Raw genomic sequence first — 1197 nt, 5'->3', positions numbered from 1 at the left:
TATCTGCGTCAACCCCATTGACGCGACCACCCTAAAAAAGTGGCGTGGTGAGGAATCGCCGTCCGTTTTACGGCGGCGAGGATGTCAACGGCAAAGACATGGTCAACCACGAACCGATGTATCACCTGCTGCTGATCGGTAGCGATCGCGATTATCAAATCTGGGTCACGCAAGATGCCACCCCCCTACTGAGGAAAGCGATTATTACCTATAAAACTCTACCCGGTTCACCCCAGTACACGGCAATATTATCCGACTGGAATTTTAATCCCAGTATAACCGCCGATACTTTCACTTTCCAACCGGGGTCAGAGTCGATCGGTATCGAACTTCTACCCGCTAGGGATAATCAATCCCAGCCGTAAACCCTGTTCATAAAATGCGATCGCTTGTCGGTATTCCCCTAAATCAGCACAAATATTCCCTAAATTGTTGAGTGCCTCTCCCATCACTCTAGGTTGGTTCACAATCTGGACGTTCAGTTAGGAACTGGAGTTTAGACTAACAGCCGGCGATCGCATAATTCCTCTAAACTCGATCAATTTTTTTGGCAAGCCAGAGTTTTGATATACTTTGAATATCTAACGAATTCGAGGTGGGATCATGAAGTCGCAGATTGGACGCTGGGGTAATTCTTTAGCGATTCGGATTCCCAAGTATGCGGTGGAGGAACTGAACCTCAATCCTAATGACGTTGTTGAATGTTCTGTGGAAAACGGAAAGCTAGTAATTGAGCTAATTCAAGCCTTGCCTGAGTTAAGCCTAGAAGAACTACTGGCTGAGGTTGTTGAATCACCTGAGCCGGAAGTGGATTGGGGACGGCCAATGGGAGAGGAGGTTTGGTGACATACATTCCAGAACGTCGAGATTTCCTGCAGTTGAGCTTTGACCCACAAATTGGGCATGAGCAAATGGGTAATCGTCCAGCACTGGTGGTAAGCCATATTGATTTTAATCGCAAGATTGGTTTTGCCTTTGTCTGCCCGGTGAGCAATACGCAACGCCAGAACCCTTTCTACGTCAAGATTCCAGATGGAGAGGCGGTGACAGGAGTTATCATGGTAGATCAACTGCGATCGTTGGACTTCCGAGCGAGAAAAGCGAGCTTTATCGAAAATTTGGGTTAAAACCCCGTCCTTTTAGGACGGCTTTAAGCTACAATGGAAAAAGCGATAACCAAGCTAAAAACTGAACCTT

General features: G+C 46.9%; 3 protein-coding genes and 1 pseudogene. 3 read left to right on the top strand and 1 reads right to left on the bottom strand.

Going from position 1 to position 1197, the window contains the following annotated elements:
• Nucleotides 1-89: 89 nt before the first annotated feature.
• Nucleotides 90-365 (top strand): annotated as a pseudogene (locus tag BGL89_RS15105) (DUF2092 domain-containing protein); the annotation flags it as partial.
• On the opposite strand, the gene BGL89_RS15100 reads toward BGL89_RS15105, so the two are convergent.
• The gene (locus BGL89_RS15100; RefSeq protein ID WP_286826393.1) at nt 333-467 is read right to left on the bottom strand and encodes a tetratricopeptide repeat protein; all 135 of its coding nucleotides are present in this window, start codon (nt 465-467) and stop codon (nt 333-335) included. The pseudogene BGL89_RS15105 and the gene BGL89_RS15100 overlap by 33 nt on opposite strands.
• Before the next feature lie 136 nt (nt 468-603).
• On the opposite strand from BGL89_RS15100, the gene BGL89_RS15095 reads away from it, so the two are divergent.
• Together BGL89_RS15095 and BGL89_RS15090 are read left to right on the top strand one after the other, a co-directional pair.
• Nucleotides 604-846: an AbrB/MazE/SpoVT family DNA-binding domain-containing protein gene (locus BGL89_RS15095; protein WP_286826392.1), complete on the top strand. Its 243-nt coding sequence runs from the start codon at nt 604-606 to the stop codon at nt 844-846.
• Nucleotides 843-1127, top strand: coding sequence for a type II toxin-antitoxin system PemK/MazF family toxin (locus BGL89_RS15090; protein WP_286826391.1), 285 nt, complete (start codon nt 843-845; stop codon nt 1125-1127). The genes BGL89_RS15095 and BGL89_RS15090 overlap by 4 nt, the downstream gene beginning before the upstream one ends.
• Nucleotides 1128-1197: the final 70 nt, after the last annotated feature.

Source organism: Microcystis sp. LSC13-02, assembly GCA_002282935.1.
Classification (GTDB): Bacteria; Cyanobacteriota; Cyanobacteriia; order Cyanobacteriales; family Microcystaceae; genus Microcystis.
This window is presented reverse-complemented; position numbering and strand designations above follow the sequence as displayed.

What these genes read in the sequence shown, in the direction of transcription:
- BGL89_RS15095 (WP_286826392.1), top strand. Translation starts at nt 604, where the DNA reads ATGAAGTCGCAGATTGGACGCTGGGGTAATTCTTTAGCGATTCGGATT.